15 protein-coding genes are annotated in these 17,761 nt (G+C 38.5%); 9 read left to right on the forward strand and 6 right to left on the reverse strand.

What is annotated here, in order from left to right; all coding sequences use genetic code 11:
• Positions 1 to 73 precede the first annotated feature (73 nt).
• The 3 genes from ACSBFT_RS09210 to ACSBFT_RS09220 all read right to left on the reverse strand — a co-directional run bounded on the left by ACSBFT_RS09210 (position 74) and on the right by ACSBFT_RS09220 (position 5,372).
• A complete protein-coding gene (locus tag ACSBFT_RS09210; protein WP_489604376.1) occupies positions 74 to 2,233 on the reverse strand; it encodes a xanthine dehydrogenase family protein molybdopterin-binding subunit in 2,160 nt (719 codons plus the stop codon).
• A 4-nt stretch (positions 2,234 to 2,237) separates the two neighbouring features.
• A complete protein-coding gene (locus tag ACSBFT_RS09215; protein ID WP_489604377.1) occupies positions 2,238 to 2,717 on the reverse strand; it encodes a (2Fe-2S)-binding protein in 480 nt (159 codons plus the stop codon).
• A 153-nt stretch (positions 2,718 to 2,870) separates the two neighbouring features.
• Positions 2,871 to 5,372: a penicillin-binding protein 1A gene (locus ACSBFT_RS09220; protein WP_489604378.1), complete on the reverse strand. Its 2,502-nt coding sequence runs from the start codon at positions 5,370 to 5,372 to the stop codon at positions 2,871 to 2,873.
• A 158-nt stretch (positions 5,373 to 5,530) separates the two neighbouring features.
• On the opposite strand from ACSBFT_RS09220, the gene ACSBFT_RS09225 reads away from it, so the two are divergent.
• The 5 genes from ACSBFT_RS09225 (at position 5,531) to ACSBFT_RS09245 (ending at position 10,304) form a co-directional block, all read left to right on the forward strand.
• Entirely contained in the window at positions 5,531 to 6,556 is a 1,026-nt protein-coding gene (locus tag ACSBFT_RS09225) for a threonine aldolase family protein (protein ID WP_489604379.1), read from the forward strand.
• 3 nt (positions 6,557 to 6,559) lie between these two features.
• Positions 6,560 to 7,336: a DUF3575 domain-containing protein gene (locus ACSBFT_RS09230; protein ID WP_463044292.1), complete on the forward strand. Its 777-nt coding sequence runs from the start codon at positions 6,560 to 6,562 to the stop codon at positions 7,334 to 7,336.
• A gap of 174 nt (positions 7,337 to 7,510) precedes the next feature.
• Positions 7,511 to 8,326, forward strand: coding sequence for a type IV pili methyl-accepting chemotaxis transducer N-terminal domain-containing protein (locus ACSBFT_RS09235; protein WP_489604380.1), 816 nt, complete (start codon positions 7,511 to 7,513; stop codon positions 8,324 to 8,326).
• 243 nt (positions 8,327 to 8,569) lie between these two features.
• The gene (locus ACSBFT_RS09240; protein WP_489604381.1) at positions 8,570 to 9,439 is read left to right on the forward strand and encodes a rhamnan synthesis F family protein; all 870 of its coding nucleotides are present in this window, start codon (positions 8,570 to 8,572) and stop codon (positions 9,437 to 9,439) included.
• Between the two features lie 67 nt (positions 9,440 to 9,506).
• Positions 9,507 to 10,304 carry a DUF4422 domain-containing protein gene (locus ACSBFT_RS09245; protein WP_489604828.1) on the forward strand — a complete coding sequence of 266 codons (798 nt, stop codon included), beginning with the start codon at positions 9,507 to 9,509 and terminating at the stop codon, positions 10,302 to 10,304.
• Here the strand turns inward: ACSBFT_RS09245 and purN are convergent.
• Entirely contained in the window at positions 10,290 to 10,868 is a 579-nt protein-coding gene (gene purN / locus ACSBFT_RS09250) for a phosphoribosylglycinamide formyltransferase (protein ID WP_489604382.1), read from the reverse strand. The genes ACSBFT_RS09245 and purN overlap by 15 nt on opposite strands.
• Before the next feature lie 40 nt (positions 10,869 to 10,908).
• The gene (locus tag ACSBFT_RS09255) at positions 10,909 to 11,757 is read right to left on the reverse strand and encodes a geranylgeranylglycerol-phosphate geranylgeranyltransferase (RefSeq protein WP_489604383.1); all 849 of its coding nucleotides are present in this window, start codon (positions 11,755 to 11,757) and stop codon (positions 10,909 to 10,911) included.
• Between the two features lie 245 nt (positions 11,758 to 12,002).
• Between ACSBFT_RS09255 and bshA the strand changes: the two genes are divergently transcribed.
• From bshA to hxpB, 4 genes are read left to right on the forward strand one after another with little or no spacing between them, the layout of a single operon-like run.
• Positions 12,003 to 13,151, forward strand: a complete 1,149-nt coding sequence (bshA, locus tag ACSBFT_RS09260; protein ID WP_489604384.1) for an N-acetyl-alpha-D-glucosaminyl L-malate synthase BshA — start codon at positions 12,003 to 12,005, stop codon at positions 13,149 to 13,151.
• 47 nt (positions 13,152 to 13,198) lie between these two features.
• A complete protein-coding gene (locus ACSBFT_RS09265) occupies positions 13,199 to 14,515 on the forward strand; it encodes an NAD(P)/FAD-dependent oxidoreductase (RefSeq protein ID WP_489604385.1) in 1,317 nt (438 codons plus the stop codon).
• Positions 14,512 to 16,293, forward strand: coding sequence for an ABC transporter ATP-binding protein (locus ACSBFT_RS09270; RefSeq protein ID WP_489604386.1), 1,782 nt, complete (start codon positions 14,512 to 14,514; stop codon positions 16,291 to 16,293). Before ACSBFT_RS09265 ends, ACSBFT_RS09270 begins: the two co-directional genes overlap by 4 nt.
• A gap of 53 nt (positions 16,294 to 16,346) precedes the next feature.
• Positions 16,347 to 17,012 carry a hexitol phosphatase HxpB gene (hxpB, locus tag ACSBFT_RS09275; RefSeq protein WP_489604387.1) on the forward strand — a complete coding sequence of 222 codons (666 nt, stop codon included), beginning with the start codon at positions 16,347 to 16,349 and terminating at the stop codon, positions 17,010 to 17,012.
• Between the two features lie 88 nt (positions 17,013 to 17,100).
• On the opposite strand, the gene ACSBFT_RS09280 is transcribed toward hxpB, so the two are convergent.
• Entirely contained in the window at positions 17,101 to 17,529 is a 429-nt protein-coding gene (locus tag ACSBFT_RS09280; RefSeq protein WP_489604388.1) for a hypothetical protein, read from the reverse strand.
• Positions 17,530 to 17,761 lie beyond the last annotated feature (232 nt).

A 17,761-nucleotide genomic window follows, 5' to 3' on the forward strand; every position in this document is an offset into this window, starting at 1 on the left:
GGTAGTTCAAGGTCTAATAAATCCGCACACCAGTTGGCATGCAGATTCAAAATATTAACAAAATTTCAATGCTCTAAACCACATTCAAATCCAAAGGTAATTTCCTGTGTCTTTCGCCTGTAAGATTGAAAATGGCATTTCCTAGAGCAGGGGCTATTGGCGGTAAGCCTGGCTCTCCTACCCCACCTGGAGCTTCTTTGTTTTCTATGATATGCACATCCACTTTTGGCATTTCGGCCATTCGCATAAACTGATAATCATGGAAATTACTTTGGTCGCATTTGCCATTTGAAAAGGTTATTCCACCTTTTACCGCTGCAGATATCCCCATCACTATATTTCCTTCTGTTTGTGCTTTAACATGGTCAGGGTTTACGTATTGACCGCAGTCTATCACAGACGTCACTTTAACTATCTCTATGCCGTTTTCTCCTTTCTTCACCTCCACAGCAGCGGCACTCATGGTCTCAAAAGAACGGAACATGGCCACGCCTCTTTTATGTCCTGCTGGTAATGCACCGTAAGTGGCTAAAACATCCTCCAGTTTCTGGATAACCTTTAAGTCTCTCTCGCTGCCTTTTAGTAGTTCCTTTCTGGCCGTTAATGGGTCTTTTCCTGCTTTATGAGCCATCTCGTCTATAAAACATTCTTGTCCCCAACCAAAGTTAGACGCATATACCGACCTCCACCAAAGAATAGGAATTGGCGTTTCTACGCGGCTATAAGTTACTTTATGCGTTCCAAAATTGTATTTATGGTTCTCTTGAGCAAGCTCTCCACCTAACCAGCCATCTGCTTTATAAGGTAAAAGTGCGTTCCAATGCTGCCCTTGAATAGACTCACCAATGGCTTGGTGACTCAAAGCATCTAAGGTATTTCCACTGCCTATCACACCTTGCATTTTACTCAGCATGGCAGGTCTGTAAGGTCCCTGAGCCATATCTTCTTCTCTTGCCCAAATCAGTTTCACCGGAGCTTGAACTTGTCTAGATATGTCAATGGCTTCCTTCATAAAGTTCATAAAAGCCTTACGCCCAAAAGAACCTCCCAAAAGTGTGGCATTAATCTTCACTTTGTCAGGAGAAATACCTAAAACTCCTGCAGCATCACCAATGGCTCCGTCTGGCCCCTGAATAGGTGCCCAAACCTCCACAGAACCATCTGGCTTCACATGAGCCGTAGCATTCACAGGCTCTATGGCCGAGTGAGATAAAAATGGTGTTTCGTAAATACCTTCTAAAGTATTCTCCGATGCCTTATAATAGGCGTTAAAGTCACCATCTTCTTCATAACGCACTCCTTCAGACTCAGCGGCTTTGTACATATCAGCCACATATTTGTCTGAGTTAAGCGTTTTCTCTAAATCGCCATTTGACCATTTTATGTCTAATAATCTGCTGGCTTTCAGAGCCGACCAATAATTGGTCGCCACTACGGCCACAGACTCGTTTTCTCCACCAGGATAAAAGCTTTTACTTCTGACAACTTTCTTAACGCCTGAAATCTTGAGTGCCGCAGCATCATCAATACTCACTATTTTGCCTTCTATAGACGGTGCATGCACACTGGCTGCATAAAGCATACCCGGCACCACCACATCAATTCCAAAAACGGCTTTTCCTGTAACGCGACTAGGCACGTCAAGACGTTTGTGATACTTACCTAAATATTTGAAATCTTTAGCATCTTTCAGTTTTGGATTTTTAGGTACTTCTAGCAAGTTTGCTTCCTCAGCTAATTCACCATAGGTAAATACTTTGTCTGAACCTTTCAAATGCACTTTGCCCATTTCTGCATAGCACTGGTCTGTTGGCACTTTCCACCTTTTGGCGGCAGTTTCTATCAACATCTCTTTGGCGGCAGCACCTGTTTTACGGAGATTATTCCATAAACCTCTCACGGTACTACTTCCCCCAGACTGCTGTGAGCCGTATTTGGCTCTTCCGTCAGACTGAATGATTCTAACCTTCGCCAAATCTACTTCTAGCTCTTCTGCCAAAATAGACGGTACAGCTTGAGTAGATCCCTGACCCATATCTGGGCGACTATTTACCAGCGTAATGGTGTTATCTGTAGAAATAATGATAAATGGATTTATTTCTAAATCCAGCACTTTAGCTGTCAATTTCTTAACTGGAGCAGCATTTGCCAATGAATTAACACCCAAAACCAATCCCAAACTACCGATGGATGAAACTTTCAGAAAGTCTCTTCTTGTATTTTTATTGCTCATGATTTTAATGTTTTTCAGTTGACAATTGACCAGATGCTCTATTGATAGCTTTTTTGATTCTATCATACGTTCCACATCTACATAAATTTCCGTTCATGTAGCTCGTAATATCGTCTTCTGATGGCTTCGGCGTTTGCTCCAAAAGGGCTACAGCAGACATTATCTGACCAGACTGACAATAGCCGCATTGCGGTACTTGCTCTTCTACCCAGGCTTCTTGCACGGCATGAAGGGTTTCTTCTGAACCTATTCCTTCTATGGTTGTAATTTTTTGTTTCTTAGAAATAGAACCTACGGGCATTTGGCAGCTTCTTACAGGCGAGCCATCCAAATGAACCGTGCAAGCTCCACATTGAGCTATTCCGCAGCCATATTTAGTGCCTTTAAGGCCCACTAGGTCTCTGATAGCCCAAAGCAGAGGCATATCTTCTTCCGCCTCTATTTTGTAAGAGGTGTTATTTACTGTTAAGTTGTACTTTGCCATAATTGTAATTGATAGGTATTCAAATATAGTTTTTTTTGGGCAATTAGTTCGTATTCAATGAACAAGCAGCTAAAAAATGGGTATAAACCGATTAAGCTCTAACAACAAAGACCGTCGTAAACGGCCTTTGTTGAATTTCTAAAATTATTAAGATTATAATTCTATAGCTGGCCTTTTGACTTCTAGTTCTTTTATATCCAATGACCTAAACTCTTCATTTCCAATAATTCGCAGAGAATCTAGTACCACACCCAAACTGTCTACAGCTGTGGAATCTACTATAGGAGCCACATAATGACAGTTCAGTACGATTTCGTAATTTCCTGGTTTTTCAAATTTAGTCTTTGCCAATGCCACTTCTTTATCCGCATAGGCGGCCTGCATAAACTTGCCAAAAATAGGTAAAGCGGCTCTTCCTCCTGCCCCATTTCCTGATGCAAAATGAATTCTGCTATCATCGCATCCTACCCAAACACCAGTGACCAAATTGGCCGTAACACCCATAAACCAGGCGTCCACGTAGTCATTGGTGGTACCTGTTTTACCTCCTATTTCATTTCCTTCTGGAAGTCCATAATTGTACAATCTCCTGGCCGTACCGCCCCCTTCTTCTACAGAACCTCTTAAAAGATAAGACATTTCATAGGCCTTATCTGGATCCATGACCTGTTTCATTTTGGACTCATGCTGAAAGACTACTTCTCCATTCTTATCCTCTATCCTTTCAATCATCACAAAATCCCCACTTTTGCCTTGGTTGCTAAAAGGCACATAGGCCCTGGTAAGCTCCATTAAGGTAACATTACTTGTTCCAAGAGCCAAAGAGAGGTTATTATCCAGTTTGGATTGAATACCTAGGGTTTTCGCCATGGCAATGACCTTATCTGTTTTCACATCCTGAAGAATCCTTATGGCTATGGAGTTGATGCTGTTTCCTAAAGCTCTTCTTAAATGGACGGGTGCGTAGGTATAAGTTCCATTAGAGTTTTTAGGAGCCCAAGTAGCTTCTTTACCACCAATAGTGGTTTCCATACTAAATGGCTGATCTACAATACTGGTACAAGCCGGATAGCCATTTTCTAAAGCCGCAGCATAAATAATGGGCTTAAAAGCACTACCTGGCTGCCTTCCAGCCTGAACCACATGGTCATACTTGAAATAATCGTAATTACTTCCACCCACATAAGCCTTGACGTAAAGATTGGTAGGATCCACACTTAATAAGCCTGCCTGTAAAAACTGAGACATATATTTTACCGAGTCCAAAGAAGAAATAGCCATCTTCTTTTCTCCGCTATGCGTGGCCATTACGGTGCTATGTGGTTTGGACATAGCTTCCATAATATCCTCTTCGCTAAGACCCGCAGCTTTTAAGTCTTTATAAGAACTAGAAGCTTTCACGAGTTTCTCTAAAACCAGCTCCGTAGCGGTTTTAGGAATATCCTTCACTTTAGGGTTTTCCTTTTTATAGGCCGCCTTCTCTTCGGCTATCTTTTTATTAAACCAATATTTATGAGACCCTTGTTCGCTATCTAACGTTCTTTGAATCTCAGCAAGATGCTCTTCCACCGCCTCTTCTGCCATGGTTTGCATTTTGGAATTAATGGTGGTGTGAATTTTTAAGCCATCAGAAAATAAGTTAAAGTCATTTTCTTGGCTCCACTTCACCAAAATAGGACGAAGCATGGTTCTAAAATACGGTGCACTAGACTCCTCCTTGTTGATTTCTGTAATCTTCAGACCTAAAGGTTTTTTAATGGCTTCTTCAAAAGTTAGGCTATCAATATCGTTGTATTTCAGCATTTGCTCCAAAACCACATTTCTTCTTTCTAATGCTCTCTCTGGCCTTCTTTTGGGACTATAATAGTTGGTTCCTTTCAAAATACCAATAAGCAATGCCGTTTCGTGTAACTCCAGGTCTTTCGGTTCTTTAGAGAAAAAATGCTCAGAGGCCAGTTTTATGCCAAAGGTGTTATCTCCAAAATCCACGGCGTTAAGATATAGAGCCAGAATCTCATTTTTCTCGAAAAACCAATCCAGTTTAACAGCGGTGTCCCATTCTTTAATTTTGGCAATTAGGGTAGATAGTCCAGGAATGTAGGCTAAAAGTCCTCTTGAGTTTTTATGACGAGTGTTGTAAATGTTTTTCACCAACTGCTGATGAATGGTACTCCCTCCTCTTTTATCTCCTGTTAAAGTAGAAAAAATGGCACCAGAAATAGAAACAATATCCAAGCCATTATGCTGATAAAACCTCACATCTTCCGTAGAAATAAGAGCCTTTACGGTAAGCGAGTCTATTTCAACAAAATCTACCGGACTTCTGTTTTCCACGTAAAAAAGCCCTAGTAGCTTATTATCTGATGAATAAATTTCAGATGGCGTTGCTAACTTTGTTTCTCTTGCCTCTTTCATGGTTGGCATGTTTCCAAACAGCCACAGGAAATTACTCTCCAGAGCAAAAATAAATGCCACTAGCAGAATAGCCAAAGTATATAGAACCCTTAATAGCTTAGAACCCACCGACGAAGCCTTAAAGTCGGACTTATTAAACACGCTAAATTTAAAAATGGGTTTAAAGAATTTACTGAGTGTCGCAGTAAGCTTTTTGAAATATTCGTTTTCCCGAATTTTAAGAAGAAATTCCTTTATCAATTTGTAGGCGTTTTTTGTCGCAAATTTGCAATAAAAAGATCTATCAATCCAAGTTATATTAGCACTTTAAAAAGCAATATTTCCAAACCATTGAAAGTCTCTTTTAAAATTAAGACTTTCTAAAGAGCAATCTTACTTTTACGTTCAAATTTATCAATATGTTTGCAGATTATAGAAGCGATACCATTACACAACCCACACCTGCCATGAGGATGGCTATGGATTCTGCCGAATTGGGAGACGATGTTTTCGGAGACGACCCGACCATAAATGCCTTAGAATCCAAAGTAGCCAAGCTTTTTGGTATGGATTCAGCACTTTTTTGTACTTCTGGCACCATGAGCAATCAGCTGGCCATAAAAGCACAAACAATGCCTGGCACCCAAGTTATATGTGACAAGAATGCTCACGTTTATCTTTATGAAGGTGGTGGCATAGCTTCAAATTCATTGGCCACTACCAGAACCATCGATACTGAAAATGGACTTTTAACGGCCTCACAGGTGGCGGAAGCCATCAATCCTAAAAACGACATTCACTTCCCAATCTCCGCTTTGGTTTGTTTGGAAAACACCATGAACAAAGGTGGCGGGGTGTTTTATGACTTTAATGAAATCAAGAGAATAAAGGTTGTTTGTGAAGAGAACGACCTAAAACTTCATTTAGATGGTGCCAGACTATTTAATGCACTGGTAGAAACAAATGAAACACCGGCAGATTATGGGAAAGTTTTTGATAGCATTTCCATTTGTCTTTCTAAAGGTCTTGGCTGCCCTGTAGGTTCTGTTTTAATCGGTTCCAAAGAGCTTATTTTAAAAGCTAGGAGACAGCGAAAAGCCTGGGGAGGAGGATGGCGACAAGCTGGCATGCTGGCAGCAGCTGGTATTTTTGCACTTGATAATCATTTAGAAAGGCTTAAAGAAGACCATGCGGTAGCTAAGGAAATTGCCGAAGCCCTAAAAGATAAATCATGGGTGAAAAAAGTTTACCCAGTTAAAACGAATATTGTAATTTTTGAGTTACCAGATAGTATTTTGGCCACTAGCTTCGTTAGTGAGCTGGAAAAGCAAAATGTAAAATGCGTCACCTTCGGGAAACACTTGGTACGTTTTGTGACACACTTAGATTTGAGTGAAAATCAAATCACTTATACCAAACAGGTTTTGGCTCAATTAAACTTTTAAACTTTGCGTAAAATATTTTTTCTTCTTTGTGCTTTCCCTTTGGCTCTTTCAGCTCAAACTGACTTTAAGAATAGCCTAAAAGTAAATGCCGCTGGTTTACCCTTTGGATTAATAGCTGTTCAGTATGAAAGAGCTTTAGGATCAAATTTCACCTTTAATAATACTTTTTTTTACAGATCGCAGTCCACCATACCTTTTGGTGAACCTTTAGACCAGCTTGCCAAAAAACATAGCCTAGGTATTACAGGAGTAGATTTTGAATATGTTTATGTCAATCTCGCCAAGGTTGGAGTTAAAGGCTATTCGCCCGAACTAAAGTATTATTTTGGAGGCAAAAGAAATCGAGTTTTCTTAGGCATTTTCGGTCAATACGAAGACTACGACGCCTTGGTACCAGCCTCACTAGAAGCTCAATACGACGGGAATATTTATACCTTAGACAAAGTACCCATCAACTTTGACATCAAAACAATTTCTGGTGGACTATTAATTGGCAAACAATTCCAGTTCGGCGATAGGTTCGTGTTAGATTTTGTCCTTTTCGGCCCCCATTTCGGTGCAGCAAAAACGGTTTACGCTAAAGTAGAAACCTCCATACTTTCTAGATTAGGTGAAGAAGATAAGCGTTATCTTGAAGATAAAATTGTAGAACGATTTAAGCTCAGTAGAAACTATTTTGACGTAACCGTTAATGACGAAAAAGCCGAAATAAATGCTTACAAAAAGGTTCCTTACTTAGGAATTAGAGGCGTTGGACTTAATCTGGGTATATTCTTTTAAGTACTACTTCATAAAGCATTTTCTCGTTTACTTTATTATTCAATAAAAGCTTCTTCCTTTAGCACCAATTCAATAAGTGCTTCTTAATTTCATTGTCCTATATCTGAAAACGTAAAGCATTCTTACTAGATTTCGTACGCACTTATACGATTAAGTCAGAACTAAATTCTTCTTATGACAAAGAAATACATCCTTGGTATCGCAATATCTATCGCTCTGATTTCTCTTAACCAGTTGGTGATTCAATTGGCATTGGGTACGCTAAAACAGGATGCCAAACAGATTAATATTGCGGGAAGGCAGCGAATGCTAAGTCAGCGGGTAAACCTAGAATTTTATCAACTGACCAATGAACTCATTAGCCCAAATCAACTAGAAGAAACTTTCGAAGAAGCTAAAAACGCTCATTTGGGGCTATTATACGGCAGTAAAGATTTGGGATTACTAAAGATAAAATCCAAGGAGATAAACAAGTTGCTGTCTGATCTTACACCATTCCATCAAAAAACCGAAAATTACATCCGCCATATAAAGACTAAGGAGCCCATTAACCTAGAAGAGGTCAACCAGAATCAGGATGCTATTTTGAAGCAAATGGATGGTATTGTGAACAGTTTGGAGGATTACGCTGAAAAGAAGCTGTGGGTTATTATAATTCTTGAGATTATTTTAGCTCTGATTTCTATTTCTGTGATTGCACTGGAGGTAAGATACATTTACTATCCTCAGGCACTTTCTCTGCATAAGTCTAAAGAAAGGATTCTAAGCCAAAACCAAGCTTTAAAAGAGATCGCATGGCAGCAAAGCCATGAGGTACGAAAACCCGTTGCCAATATTTTGGGGATTTGCAACCTTTTCAAAACAGATAAGACCTTAACGGAAGATGAAAAAAACGAATTACTTAAACATTTAGAGGAAAGCTCAAAAGACTTGGATAAGGTTATAAAAAAGATTGTGGACCATTCTTATGAAACCCGTCATCCAGAATAACACTTTTAGCTAATTTGTCCATCAGACATTGTTAAGACCACAAATCGACTTGAATCTTTTAGGCATTTGTCGCTGAGTAAAGTATGTGAATTTCCTGTTCCAATTATAATAATCTTATAAGAACATACAACCCGTCAAGCTTTTTAACCGTTCACAAAGTATCCTAAGTGAATAGTTTCGTATTTCGAAAAGTCATTTCGTCAAACATCAGGGTATACATCCTTTAAGAAAACAGTTATTTAAGTGCTCACTAACATTTGTATTTTTATTCATTTCGACACGCAGCCAAGTATCCCATACTATGTAGAAGTCTATGTCAACGAACTCTCAAAACATTTTGACCACGTAAGGTTAGTTACCAACGAAAGAGAACTACAAACAAGCCCAAACTTAAACTCGAATGTTCAAATACAATTCGAGAAAAATGAAGGTTATGATTTTGGTAAGTTTTATAAATTCTGCCTTCAAGAGGACCTTTCCCAATACGACGAAATTGCCGTTGTTAACGACAGCAATATTCTAATAAATCAGTTAGACCATATCTTCCAAAAAGGCAGAAAAGAAGAAGTTGACTTTTGGGGATTGATTGATTCCACAGAAAAGCCTTGGTTTTCCTCTCATGAAGAAAACTATCATATACAGAGCTATTTTCTGGTACTCAATAAGAAAGCCATAGGAAAGCTTCCTTTGTTTTTTCAAAACACCGATACCAGGGCTATTTTTAACACTTCAGACAACAAAGCCTTAAGGCGACTGGTCATTAATGATTGGGAAATTGGCTTAACTCAATTTCTCTTAAAGCAAGGTTTAAAGTCTTATGCATTAATTCAGAGTAGTGCTCACTCCAGCAATCACAAAAACATTGCCCACAGCCTTCCGGAGGAATTAATAAAAGAAGGTTATCCTTTATTAAAGAGAAAAGTGTTTTTCAAGGCCAAAAAAAATAGCTTAAAATCTAGAAAATTTTGGGCAAGAGTTATTCAAGAATACGGAGAAAAAACATGGGATCTAGATTTAATCATCCAAGACCTAGAAGCCACTCGTAAAGCCAAAAAAAAACTAAAACGTGCACTTTTAAAACAACGTTTTATGAAATGGAGAGCCGCTTTATAAAAATTATTTTTTGCGTAAATTCGCTTATTTTTGCGTAAAGTAAAGAACGAAGCTTATCAAAGTATTTATCTTCTATTATCGACCCGGCTCCATCATAACCAACGATGTGTATCAAATACCACTTTTGGTAGGCCATCAAAACAAAGATAAAATTGAAGGGTTTATCTCTGACGATACGGGTGATAACATTTCAGAAAAAAACAAGTATTACAGTGAGCTCACTGGCCTTTATTGGATTTGGAAAAACGAAAGTTCAGATATCATTGGCAGTACGCACTACAGAAGGTATTTCTCTGGCATTCCTGAGCCTTTTCTTTACAAATTAAAAAGGTGGGCGTACTACCCAATAGGACTTTATAAAAAAAGATTCGGCCTTATTTATACCCGAAATATCAATTTTTGGAAAGACAAAATCCTAAACCGTGACCAAATCAACGGCATATTAGAAGATTATGATGCCATTATGCCTACCAGACGCAAGTTTAAATACAGCATAGAAGAGCATTATAGGAGATATCATAATATTCAAGATTTAGATACCATCAAAAGTATACTTCTAAAAGACTACCCTGAATATATCTCTAGTTTTGATAAGGTTTTAAAAGCAAACAGGCTTTTTGCCAACAACATGTTCATTCTTAAAGAAGAACGCTTTCAAGAACTCATGACGTGGCTCTTTGATATTCTCTTTAAGTTGGAAAAAGAGTATGACCTTTCTAAGTATACAGGTTATCAGGAAAGAATTTTTGGCTTTCTTTCTGAAAGGCTCATTACCCTATGGATAGAGCACAACCAAATAAACTATAAGGAGCTTCCGCTTATCTATTTCAAAACCTTTAAGAACACCAAATCAAAGTTTGTTTAGCACCTGTTCTATGACCTCTGGAAAATGTTTATGTTCTAATTTCAATACCTTGGCGGCCACTTCTTCGGGGTTATCGGAAGGAGCCACTTCACAGCTGGCCTGAAAGATAACTTTGCCCTCATCATAATTTTCATTCACAAAATGAATGGTAATACCGCTTTCGGTTTCTTTATTAGCCACCACAGCCTCATGTACGTGATGTCCCCACATGCCTTTACCTCCATACTTTGGTAATAAAGCAGGGTGAATATTGACAATTCTATTGGGATAGGCCTTAATGAGGGTAGACGGTATTAACCATAAAAAACCAGCCAATACCACAAGCTCGATGTCTTGGCTCTTTAAAAAATCTACGATAAACGAACTTTCAGCAAAATTCTGTTTAGAGAAAACGAAAGTTGGAATACCAAGCTGTTTACCTCGTTTTATAATTCCAGCCTCCGTATTATTGGTTAAAAAAAAAGGAATAGAAACATTTTCATTTCCTTTAAAGTACTTCACAATAGCCTCAGCATTAGAACCACCACCAGAGGCAAAAATAGCTATCTTCTTAACTTTACTCATTGATTAAAAACCCTTATGTTAGATTACTTTAATGCACTCATTAAACAAAAACCATACTCAGGATTCCCAAAATCATGACTATTTTGGACCAAAAACTGAGTTGACTAAAATGTCTTTTCCTATCGGCAAAGTAAAGGCGATTTGCTAAATAAAAGAAAGGAATACCTAAAAGAAGAAAGGCAATTTGAAGTTTTTGATTCTGCAGAGCCAGTCCCATAGCAAAGACGGTAGAAATAAAACTAATCATTATCACAAAAAGAAAGTACTTGGTTCTTCTAATACCCCATATGATGGGCAATGTAGTACTCCCAAATTTTTTATCTCCTCTAATATCTTCAATGTCTTTTATGATTTCTCTGATTAACGTAATGCCAAAGGCAAAAACAGCATAAATATTAATGAGCAAGTCATTCTCCGTGTAATACACCGCCATCACCACCAAAGAAGCCGCCGTAAGACCCGCCACCATAAAATTACCGATAAAGGGCTTTTTCTTAAAAGTGCTAGCATAAATCCAAAGCAAAGTCATGGCTATGACGTTAATCACAAAGACCTTAAAACTTATGGTAAAGGAAATGACGGCTGCAGTAACGTTTAAAACCTGATGAGCAAACATGGCGTGACGTCTTCTTATATATCTGCCAATAATCACATCATCTGGCTTATTGACTTGATCTATTTTAACATCGAAATAATCGTTAATGATGTATCCCGAAGCTGCTACCAGCACCGTGGTTAGTGTGATCAAAAGCTGCTTTTGGTCCATTAAAGAGCTCCAAATAGCATCATCCTCTCCTACTAAAAATACTCTTGCCGTATATTGCGTAAGAACGATTATAAGGAGGTTTTGCCAGCGAATAAGTTTGATAAACTTTAATACTAGAAGCATTTATGAAAGGATTAAGCCCAAATTTAAAGTGCGAATTTGATAATTTAACGCTAGTATCATGCAATTGTTGGAATTAATTGAATGTCCTCTGATGTTAGTACACCAGAAATAGTCGTCTGATAAATGATTGAATGCCTAAATCTTTATCAGAATTTAATGATTGAACGATAGTTATCTGTTTTACAATCATTCTTTGGTAAGAAATTATGAGTACGTCCAAACTTTAATGGCACTAAGAAAATAAAATGAAAATAGGAATAGTTTGTTATCCCACTTTTGGGGGCAGCGGTGTAATAGCCACAGAACTGGGGAAACAATTGGCTCAAAATGGTCATCAGGTACATTTCATGACCTATACCCAGCCAATAAGATTAGATTTTTTCAATGAAAATCTATTTTATCATGAAGTAAATATCTCAGATTATCCGTTATTCCAGTATCCTCCTTATGAGTCGGCTTTGGCCAGCAAGATGGTGGATGTGGTAAGATATGAGAAACTCGACATCCTCCATGTCCATTACGCTATACCTCATGCTACCTCCGCATTTTTAGCGAAGGAAATTTTAAAAACGCATGGTATAAACATCCCAGTAGTGACTACCCTTCATGGTACAGACATTACAGTGGTGGGAAGAGACAGAACGTATAAACCCATGGTAACCTTCAGTATTAATAGGTCAGACGGCGTTACGGCGGTTTCTGATTCTCTAAAACAGGAAACCTATAACACGTTTGACATTACCAATGAAATAGAGGTGATACCGAACTTTGTGGATATGGAAAGATTCCATAAACAACAAAAAGATCACTTTAAAAAGATAATCTGTCCGGCTGGAGAAAAGCTACTGGTGCATGTTTCCAACTTCAGAAAAGTGAAGCGAATTGGGGATATTATTATAGCCTTTGGCAAAATCAAAGATACGGTGCCATCTAAACTTTTACTTATTGGTGATGGTCCAGAGCGAGTAAAAATGGAGAAAATGTGTAGAGACATGGAGCTCTGCGATGACATCCGTTTTATAGGAAAACTTGATGCCATTGAAGAAGTACTGTCTGTGGCTGATTTATTTTTTATGCCTTCTGAAAAAGAAAGTTTTGGTTTGGCGGCCTTAGAGGCTATGGCCTGTGAAGTGCCTATTATTACCACCAACACAGGTGGACTACCTGAGGTTAACATTCAGGGTGTTACTGGTTTTATGAGTGATATCGGAGATGTGGATGACATGGTCAAAAATGCTCTTTTTGTATTAAAAGATGAAAATTTACCGACATTTAAAGCAAATGCTCTATTGAAAGCAAAAGAGTTTGATGTTAAGAATGTGGTGCCACAATATGAGGCTTACTACCAAAAGATAATTGACAAAGTGAAGGCAGAAGGATTTGTTGCTGCCTGAAATTGATTTTACTTTTTTCACATTTTTAGAAATTCTAGATCAATAAGATGTTCGCAAACATTCCTGAAACTAATCAAAAAAGAGTGGTCATCGTTGGGGCCGGTTTTGGCGGTTTGGCCTTAGCCCAAAAGCTCTGCAAGAAGGATGTCCAGGTCGTACTTATTGACAAAAACAATTATCACCAATTTCAGCCCCTTTTCTATCAGGTGGCTATGGCTGGTTTAGAACCCAGCTCCATTTCTTTTCCACTTAGAAAGGTTTTTCAAAACCATCCAAATATACATATCAGAATCACAACCGTTAAGGCTGTAGATACAGATATTAAGCAACTTAAAACTGAGATAGGCGTTGTAAATTACGATTATTTGGTGCTCTCCATGGGAGCCGACACCAATTATTATGGCATGGAGAATATCATGAAAAATGCCATGCCTATGAAGTGCATTTCGGAAGCCATATATCTCAGAAATAGAGTCTTACAAAATTTCGAAGACGCTCTTTCCGAGTCCGATGAGGTAGAAAAAGAAGGAATGATGTCTGTGGTCGTTGTTGGCGGTGGCCCAACAGGCGTTGAAATCTCTGGTACTTTGGCAGAAATGAGAAAGATAATCCTGCCCAAAGATTACCCCGAATTAGATTTCGAGAACATGAAAATATACTTGTTCCAGTCTTCTATGGGTGTTTTGCCGAGTATGTCTGATCAAGCTGCCGCAAAAGGAAAAGATTATTTAGAGGACCTTGGAGTTCAACTCCGACTTGGAGAAAGAATTTCAGATTTTGATGGCAGATACGCCACCACCGACAAAGGGGATAAAATCAGAACGAATAACGTGGTTTGGGCTGCTGGTATTATAAGCAATAAAATAGAAGGCATAAATCCTGAATCTTATGCCAGAAATGGCAGACTAGAAGTCAGCGACATTAACCTTGTTCAGGGTTATGAGGACATCTTCGCCATAGGAGATTTGGCCCAAATGACTTCCGATAATCTACCCTACGGACACCCGATGGTAGCTCAGCCAGCCATTCAGCAAGGAGAGCTCCTTTCCGAAAACATTCAGAAGATAATGAGAGGAGAGAAAACTAAGGCCTTTAAGTACAAAGACCTTGGCTCTATGGCCACAGTAGGAAGAAACTTAGCCGTGGTGGATTTACCGTTTTGGCGTTTTCAAGGTACATTTGCCTGGTATGTCTGGATGGTTGTTCATCTATTTTCTATTCTAGGCGTAAAAAACAAATTATTGATATTCATAAACTGGGTTTGGAACTACGTTACCTACGACCAGTCCCTCCGTTTAATCATAAGGCCAATGATGAAATTTGGCAAAAAAAACATTTTTAGCAGTACAGAAGAAGCTACATGAAGAACCTAGCCCACTTAAATAAATACCTCTTAAAATATAAATGGTATCTCATTACCGGAACTATTTTTACGCTAATTTCTAATCTTTTTGGTGTAGTTCCAGCTCAGGTCGTAAGGCATGCTCTAGATCTGGTCAAAGAAAACATTGACATCTATTTCATGTATAATGGTACGCAAGTACAAAATAACATGTACGATGTATTTATATATAGTCTTAGCGTTTATGGCGTGCTTATTTTAGCCATGGCCATTTTAAAAGGATTTTTCCTTTTCTTGGTTCGTCAAACCCTCATAGTGATGTCTCGTCATATAGAGTTCGACATGAAAAATGAGATATTCGCTCACTACCAAACCCTCCCATTAAGCTTTTACAGACAGCATTCTACAGGAGATTTAATGACCAGAGTTTCTGAAGATGTCGGAAAAGTAAGAATGTATATTGGACCTTCCATTATGTATTTATTAAACATGATTACACTGGTAGTCATCATTTTGACTTACATGTTTTCTGTCAACGCACGTCTTACATGGTGGGTGCTTCTGCCTATGCCTATCCTTTCTTTGAGTATCTTTTTTGTGAGCAGTAGAGTCAATAAACGCTCCGCTTTGATTCAAAAGAGCTTATCTAAACTATCAAATTATGTGCAAGAGGCATTTAGTGGTATTAGAGTTTTAAAGGCTTTTGCCATGGAAAAAAGCTCTTACGAAAGGTTTAAGGTAGAAAGTAACATGTACAGAGATAAGCAATTAGACCTTACGAAGGTAGATGCACTTTTCTTTCCTATCGTAATGTTTTTGATAGGTTTGAGTACCGTGATATGCGTGTTTGTAGGAGGACAGGAGATTATTGCAGGCAATCTTACGCCAGGAAATATCACAGAGTTTATCATGTATGTTTTCATGCTGACTTGGCCACTCATAGCCTTAGGTTGGACCACCAGTCAAATTCAGCAGGCTGCGGCTTCGCAGGAAAGAATTAACGAATATCTAGCTCTTAAAAACGATATCGTTTCGGAGAAAAACTTGGAGGTCGATATTGAAGGGGCTATCTCTTTTAAAAATGTCAATTTCACCTATCCAGATTCAGGAATTCATGCCCTGAAAAACTTTAGTCTGGAAATAGCTCCTGGAGAATCTGTGGCTATTTTAGGAACTACAGGTTCTGGAAAAAGTACCTTAGCAAATCTACTTTTAAGAATGTATGACACCTCTACGGGTGAAATAGACGTAGACCACCGAAACATCAAAGATTATAACATTCAGAAGCTTCGCTCTCAAATGGGCTATGTGCCCCAAGACGTCTTCCTTTTCTCTGATAGTATCAGAAATAATGTGAGATTTGGAAGTCCAGAAATTGGAGAAGAGGCCGTCATTCAGGCCACAAGAGATGCAGATTTGTATCAAAACATTATCGATTTTGAATATGGTTTTGATACACAAATAGGCGAAAGAGGCGTGACCTTATCTGGAGGTCAAAAACAACGCTTGTCCATAGCCAGGGCCATCGTTAGAGAACCTAAAGTACTTATTCTTGACGATTGTCTTTCTGCTGTTGATACCAATACCGAAAATATAATTTTGGGTAACTTGGAGCGTATCATGCAAGACAGAACGAGTATAATCATCTCTCACAGAGTGAGTTCTGCTAAATTGGCTCAGAAAATTATCGTACTCGACGATGGACTGATAGTGGAAGAAGGTACACACGAAAGCTTAATGGAAAAAAACGGTGTTTATAAAGAACTGTACGACAAACAACTGAGTACCGAAGAAGCCTAGTATCAAACTTTAAAGAAATCCTTCTTCAAAAATACTGACTTATAATTATGACTATGAAAACGCTAGACACTTCAAAAGTTAAAGCCATAATATTTGATATGGACGGCCTACTGGTAAACTCAGAACCCTGCTGGCATATCGCAGAGAAAGTCGTTTTTGGTAAAGTAGGTATAACCTTGACCACTGCTCAATGCATTGAAACCACTGGCAAGCCTGTGAGAGACGTTATTCAATTTTGGTTTGCAAAACAACCTTGGCCAAATCCAGATTTTGAAGGCATGGAAACAGAGCTTTTTGCGGAGGCCACAAGAGCCATCAAAGAAACTGCACCATTAATGCCTGGTGTACTAGAAACATTAGAATGGGCACAAAATAAAAATTTCAGTATAGGTTTGGCTTCGGCTTCGCCCATGGCCATGATTGAAATGGTTTTAGAGAAATTCAACCTTTTCAACAAATTTGAATTTTATCATTCTGCAGAATTGGAAAAGTTCAACAAACCAGACCCTGCGGTTTATTTAACCGTAGCCAAGAGACTTCAGACTCCCATAGAAAACTGCTTGATTTTAGAGGATTCGGGCAATGGTGTAAAAGGAGCTGTTGCTTCTGGGGCTCTGGTGGTAGCGGTTCCTGCCAAAGAAGAATTTGAGGAGGAAAAATTTAATATCGCAGCTGTGAAAATTGCTTCTCTTTTGGGATTGCCAGAGCTATTTTCTTAGGCGATATAAATAAAAAACAGGCAACCCAGAAGGCTGCCCGTTTAACATTACTCAAAACTATTACTCAATTTTTTATAGGAGCACGCTCTTAATGATTAGGTCTTTTACTGCGATCATACCTTTTGAAATCATCCACCTTTGAGCGTTCGCGGTCTCTGGTTTCTTTCATGATCATCCTGTTCAAATCATTCAAATCTTCCTTCAATTCCTGAGTTTCTCTTCCGGTTATTCTACCATTTCTCATGAATTTGTTTTCCTTCATTTCTATTCTTTCTGCATACTCTAATAACCTCTTGGCTTCATGAGATGTAATGGCTCCAGAAACTATTCCATCTGCTATTCTTTCACGTGCCTGTTTTTGATAAGAATTGATACTGGAAGCCCTCGATTTAGATGGTGTGTGATGCGAATTCCCATTATAGGCATAAGATTTATTCTGGCCATTATTTGAATACTGTGCCATGGAAGTTCCTACTATCATGGTCATTACGGTCAATAGTGCTATTAGCTTTTTCATAATTGTAAATGTTTAAGAATTGAAATTTGAATAACTCTCCAAAGGCTTTTTGTTGAATTATACCTCTTAGATGCAGGCTGAATCATGAAGGTTTATTTTGCCTGTTGTTAACGATTGTTAATGAGAAATTACCTCTAAATAAATTTCTCGAAGACTGGACAATTTCCGAGTACCCCTCCTACGTTATAAAGGCATAATTCTAAACACAGATTATACATGGGTCATAAGACCA

It is taken from the genome of Arcticibacterium sp. SM2516 (assembly GCF_057914865.1).

What these genes read in the sequence shown, in the direction of transcription:
- bshA (WP_489604384.1), top strand. Translation starts at nt 12,003, where the DNA reads ATGAAAATAGGAATAGTTTGTTATCCCACTTTTGGGGGCAGCGGTGTA.
- purN (WP_489604382.1), bottom strand. Translation starts at nt 10,868, where the DNA reads ATGAGTAAAGTTAAGAAGATAGCTATTTTTGCCTCTGGTGGTGGTTCT.
- ACSBFT_RS09255 (WP_489604383.1), bottom strand. Translation starts at nt 11,757, where the DNA reads ATGCTTCTAGTATTAAAGTTTATCAAACTTATTCGCTGGCAAAACCTC.
- ACSBFT_RS09215 (WP_489604377.1), bottom strand. Translation starts at nt 2,717, where the DNA reads ATGGCAAAGTACAACTTAACAGTAAATAACACCTCTTACAAAATAGAG.
- ACSBFT_RS09225 (WP_489604379.1), top strand. Translation starts at nt 5,531, where the DNA reads ATGTTTGCAGATTATAGAAGCGATACCATTACACAACCCACACCTGCC.
- ACSBFT_RS09235 (WP_489604380.1), top strand. Translation starts at nt 7,511, where the DNA reads ATGACAAAGAAATACATCCTTGGTATCGCAATATCTATCGCTCTGATT.
- ACSBFT_RS09270 (WP_489604386.1), top strand. Translation starts at nt 14,512, where the DNA reads ATGAAGAACCTAGCCCACTTAAATAAATACCTCTTAAAATATAAATGG.
- ACSBFT_RS09210 (WP_489604376.1), bottom strand. Translation starts at nt 2,233, where the DNA reads ATGAGCAATAAAAATACAAGAAGAGACTTTCTGAAAGTTTCATCCATC.
- ACSBFT_RS09265 (WP_489604385.1), top strand. Translation starts at nt 13,199, where the DNA reads ATGTTCGCAAACATTCCTGAAACTAATCAAAAAAGAGTGGTCATCGTT.
- hxpB (WP_489604387.1), top strand. Translation starts at nt 16,347, where the DNA reads ATGAAAACGCTAGACACTTCAAAAGTTAAAGCCATAATATTTGATATG.
- ACSBFT_RS09280 (WP_489604388.1), bottom strand. Translation starts at nt 17,529, where the DNA reads ATGAAAAAGCTAATAGCACTATTGACCGTAATGACCATGATAGTAGGA.